The organism is Flavobacterium sp. (genome assembly GCF_031363805.1).
In the GTDB taxonomy this organism is placed as follows: Bacteria; Bacteroidota; Bacteroidia; order Flavobacteriales; family Flavobacteriaceae; genus Flavobacterium.
On the sequence record NZ_JANLVD010000100.1, the window covers coordinates 1 to 5063 of the forward strand.

Annotated in this window: 5 protein-coding genes and 1 pseudogene; 4 read left to right on the forward strand and 2 right to left on the reverse strand. The window is 32.1% G+C overall.

What is annotated here, in order from left to right:
• A pseudogene (locus RMN92_RS06105) lies at window positions 1-99 on the reverse strand (polyprenol monophosphomannose synthase); the annotation flags it as partial.
• 98 nt (window positions 100-197) lie between these two features.
• On the opposite strand from RMN92_RS06105, the gene RMN92_RS06110 reads away from it, so the two are divergent.
• From RMN92_RS06110 to RMN92_RS06120, 3 genes are all read left to right on the forward strand, one after another.
• Complete coding sequence (locus RMN92_RS06110; RefSeq protein WP_309608582.1) at window positions 198-863, forward strand: DUF4271 domain-containing protein; 666 nt, start codon at window positions 198-200, stop codon at window positions 861-863.
• A 20-nt stretch (window positions 864-883) separates the two neighbouring features.
• The gene (locus tag RMN92_RS06115) at window positions 884-1633 is read left to right on the forward strand and encodes a uroporphyrinogen-III synthase (RefSeq protein ID WP_309608583.1); all 750 of its coding nucleotides are present in this window, start codon (window positions 884-886) and stop codon (window positions 1631-1633) included.
• A gap of 64 nt (window positions 1634-1697) precedes the next feature.
• Window positions 1698-2465 carry an enoyl-CoA hydratase/isomerase family protein gene (locus RMN92_RS06120; RefSeq protein WP_309608584.1) on the forward strand — a complete coding sequence of 256 codons (768 nt, stop codon included), beginning with the start codon at window positions 1698-1700 and terminating at the stop codon, window positions 2463-2465.
• A 10-nt stretch (window positions 2466-2475) separates the two neighbouring features.
• Here RMN92_RS06120 and RMN92_RS06125 read toward each other — a convergent pair whose 3' ends face one another.
• Window positions 2476-4248, reverse strand: coding sequence for a 1-deoxy-D-xylulose-5-phosphate synthase (locus RMN92_RS06125; RefSeq protein WP_309608585.1), 1773 nt, complete (start codon window positions 4246-4248; stop codon window positions 2476-2478).
• A gap of 297 nt (window positions 4249-4545) precedes the next feature.
• Here RMN92_RS06125 and RMN92_RS06130 point away from each other — a divergent pair.
• Window positions 4546-5063, forward strand: a 518-nt coding sequence (locus RMN92_RS06130) for a class I tRNA ligase family protein (RefSeq protein ID WP_309608586.1), incomplete at its 3' end; no start/stop codon positions are given.

A 5063-nucleotide genomic window follows, 5' to 3' on the forward strand; every position in this document is an offset into this window, starting at 1 on the left:
AACATGAAATTTTTTTGGCAATGAAAAAACAGCTCGAATAATAATCTCAATATTTTCTATCTCGTTATAGGTTGGTATAATGACAATTCCGTCTTGCATAGTGTGAATTTGTAGTGCAAAAATAAACTTTTTAACACATGAGTTTCTTAAATAATTTATAATTAAACAAATCTTCAAAAAATTTGTAATTTTGTAAGATGAATAAATATGATTTGATTCCAAGAATAGTTGAAAATAAAGACTGGGTAACTGTTCTCTTTCTAATATCATTGGGTATAATTGCCATTACAAAATCTGCGTTTGAAAATCGGTTTTCGGATTTTGTAAATCTTTTGGTGAGCGATAAATATTTGAAAATTTACAAAGACAGTAGTAATTTGATGACTTGGTTTACCATTTTGCTTTTTGTAGTGCAGCTTATTTCGTTGTCTTATTTTGTTCAGCTTATCATGACTTATTTGGGCTACACTACCAAGACAAATTGGATAACATTTATCCAAATATTTACGATAATGAGTTTTTTTATTCTTTCTAAATTTTTAATCGAAAAAATTATTGCTACATCATTTAATATTGAAAATTTGGTTGAACAATTTAATTTATTCAAAGTTAGTTACAGAACCTACATAGGATTATTTTTATTGCCAGTCAATATTGTATTATTTTATACAGATTTTTTAAATTATTACGTAATAATCACGCTCCTAGCCATATTATTGATAATTAACATTATAACTTACCTGTTTTCATTAAGAAATTATCAAAAATTATTAATGGGCAAGATGTTTTATTTTATTTTGTATATTTGCACACTTGAAATTGCACCCTATTACTTTACATATTATGTTATAGCAAATAGGTAGTGTATTTGAAAATGTTTAATATGAAAGTGAAAACAATTTTAGTCTCCCAACCTGAACCAAAGGTTGAAAACTCTCCTTATTTTGAACTGCAAAATAAGCACAAGATAAAGGTTGATTTCAGATCATTTATTCACGTTGAAGGAGTTTTAGCCAAAGATGTTCGTTCTCAAAAAGTAGATTTGAATAACTTTTCGGCCATCATTTTAACTAGTAAGAACTCAGTTGATCATTTTTTTAGAGTAGCTGAAGAAATGAGATACAAAGTTCCAGAAGACTTAAAATATTTCTGTCAGTCGGAAGCTGTGGCTTTCTATCTACAAAAATATGTGGTGTATAGAAAACGTAAAATATATGTTGGGCAAAAAGATTTTGTCGATATGACTACTTTATTTAAAAAGTACAAAGACGAAAAATTCTTATTGCCATCTTCGGATCAGTTAAATGCAGATATTCCACAAACTTTAAATTCGTTGAAAGTCGATTGGACAGCGGGAACATTTTATAAGACAGTTATGAGTGATTTGTCTGATTTAAAAGATGTTTATTATGATGTTTTGGCATTTTTTAGTCCAACAGGAATAAAATCATTATTTAAAAACTTTCCAGATTTTGAACAAAATAATACTAGAATAGCTGTTTTTGGAAGCACTACTCAAAAAGAAGCTTTGGAACACGGTTTAAGAATAGATATTTTGGCACCAACACCCGAAACACCTTCTATGACTATGGCACTAGAAAAATATGTGTCTGAAGCCAATAAAGGAAAATAAAAACACAACATCTGCTTCGGCGGATGTTTTTTTTATGTTTACTTTGTAATATCAAAAATTAGCCATGAATACTACAAACACCAACGGATTTATAGAGTCGAAAATTAACAATAATATAGCAACCATAACTTTTGGTCATCCCGCAAGCAATTCCTTCCCAACCCATTTATTAAAAGAATTAACAGAAACATTGAATGTCATTAGCGAAAACAATGCTGTTTCTATTGTAATTTTAAAAAGCCAAGGAGATGGTGCTTTTTGTGCAGGTGCTTCTTTTGATGAATTGCTTTCCATAAATAATTTTGAGGAGGGAAAAACTTTTTTTAGTGGTTTTGCCAATGTGATTAACGCCATGAGAACCTGCAACAAAATTATTGTGGGTCGAGTGCAAGGCAAAGCAGTGGGCGGCGGCGTAGGATTGGCTTCTGCTTGCGATTATGTTTTTGCTACCCAAAAAGCTTCTATAAAATTATCAGAATTAGCCATTGGCATCGGACCATTTGTGATTGAACCTGTAGTTTCTAGAAAAATAGGAAAAACAGCTACAACTCAACTTACATTGACTGCCCATGATTGGAAAACACCACAATGGGCTTTTGAAAAAGGATTGTATTCAGAAATTTTTGATTCTACAGATGAAATGGATTTGGCATTAGAAAAATTCACTTTAAAATTAGCTTCCTACAATCCTGATTCTTTAAAGGAAATGAAGCAAGTTTTTTGGGAAAATACAACACATTGGAGTACATTATTGTACGATCGCGCTGCAATTTCTGGACAATTGGTTTTGTCAGATTTTACAAAAAATGCTTTAAATCAGTTAAAGAAATAAAAGTGATTTTTCAAGAAAATGTTTCAAAATAACTTTTTAAAGTTTCTACATCAAAACCACATTCAATTTGCAATTCATTCACGGTGCCATGCTCAATAAAATAATCTGGAACTCCTATTTTCTTTATTGGAATGCTATAATTATTTTCTGACGTAAAAGAATCAACCAAACTACCAAAACCACCAGAAATCAGGCCGTCTTCAAACGTAATAATTTGTTGATAATTGAGACAAATCTCATGAAGCAAATTTTTATCCAAAGGTTTTACGAATGGGAAATGATAATGCGAAAATAAATTCGAATTTTCAATTTCAGAAAGTGCTTTAATAACATTATTGCCAATAGTTCCTGTAGATAATAGTGCTATTTTCGAGCCTTTTTTCAGCTGAAAAGCTTTACCAATGTCTATTTTTCGGAATGGTTTTTTCCAATCAACAACTACACCTCGTCCTCTCGGATACCTTATTGCTATTGGATTATTCAAGCCCAATTGTGCAGTATACAATATATTTCTTAACTCAATTTCATTCATTGGCGCATGAATAATCATGTTTGGAATGCAACTCAAATACGCAATGTCAAATACGCCATGGTGTGTGGCTCCATCTTCGCCAACCAAACCAGCACGATCCAAACAAAAAATAACTGGTAAATTTTGCAAAGCCACATCGTGTATGACTTGATCGTAGGCACGTTGCAAAAATGTAGAATAGATATTGCAATATACAATCATACCTTGGGTTGCCATTCCAGCGGCAAGCGTTACAGCATGTTGTTCAGCAATGCCAACATCAAAAGCACGTTCTGGGAAAGCTTCCATCATAAATTTTATGGAAGATCCCGATGGCATGGCTGGCGTAATACCGACTATTTTCTGATTTTGCTGCGCTAATTCTACCAAACTCAATCCAAAAACATCTTGGAATTTTGGTGGTAAATTTTCTTCTGATTTTGGATGAATTGCTCCAGTATTTTTATCAAATTTTCCAGGCGCATGGTATTTCACTTGGTCTTCTTCCGCGAGTTGCAAACCCTTGCCTTTGGTCGTAATAATATGAAGAAATTTTGGCCCTTTAATTTTTTTAAGTCTTTCCAATTCTTGAATTAAAACTTTCATATCATGTCCATCAATTGGACCAGAATAATCAAAATTTAAAGATTTGATTATATTGTTTTGTTTGTGATTTTTTCCTTCTTTTACAGCTGTTAAATAATTTTTTAAAGCACCTACACTTGGATCAATTCCTATGGCATTATCATTTAAAATAACTAAAATATTAGCATCAGTCACTCCCGCATGATTTAAACCTTCGAAAGCCATTCCAGAAGCAATTGAAGCATCGCCAATTACTGCAATATGATATTTTTCTGTTTCTCCTTTTATATTTGAAGCTATCGCCATTCCCAAAGCGGCAGAAATAGATGTAGAAGAATGTCCAACGCCAAAAGTATCATAAATGCTTTCTGTTCTTTTTGGAAAACCAGAAATACCTCCAAGTTCTCTATTGGTATGAAAAATATTTTTCCTTTCGGTTAAAATTTTATGTCCATAAGCTTGGTGTCCAACATCCCAAACCAATAAATCATCTGGCGTATTGAAAACATAATGAAGGGCAATTGTCAATTCTACAACGCCAAGGCTTGCGCCTAAGTGACCTTCCTTTCTGGATACAATATCAATAATAAAATCACGCAATTCTTGGGCAACTTGTCCCAATTGATTTTCATCAAGTTGACGTAAATCTGTTGGATTATTTATTTTTGAAAGTAAATTTTCTGACATTTTATAAAAAAGATTGAAACAAATTTACGGTAAATTTATTTTGTGGTAGATTTTAAAAATGAAATCATTATTTTTTTACACCGCGAATTCGTCAATTAAAAAAATAAAAGCCATTTTTAATTAGCGAATTCGCGGTGAAATAGATTTGTTCCTAATATTAATTAAAACTTTTTTTCTAATTGTTAATTAAATCATTTTTTTGGTTTAAAATGAGTTAAACATCAACTTTTTCCCATACTCTTTTGCCTATAAAGTATAATTCACTACTTTCGCACATCGAATTTAGAAAAGGATATAATGAGCACAAAATTCACTGAATACAAAGGACTTAATTTGCCAACAGTAGCATCTGAAGTGCTTGATTTTTGGAAAAAAAACAACATTTTCGAACAAAGTGTCACTTCAAGAGAAGGTAGCACGCCGTTTGTATTTTTTGAAGGACCACCATCCGCCAACGGATTACCAGGAATTCACCATGTCATGGCGCGCGCCATCAAAGATATTTTTTGCCGATATAAAACTCAAAAAGGGTTTCAAGTAAAACGAAAAGCAGGCTGGGATACGCACGGATTGCCAATAGAATTGGGCACTGAGAAAGAATTAGGAATTACCAAAGAAGATATTGGAAAAACCATTTCTATTGAAGAATATAACGAAGCCTGTAAAAAAACAGTCATGCGTTACACCGATGTGTGGAATGATCTTACCGAAAAAATGGGCTATTGGGTTGATATGGAAGATCCTTATGTAACCTACAAACCCAAATATATGGAATCAGTTTGGTGGCTTTTGAAACAAATCTACAACAAAGATTT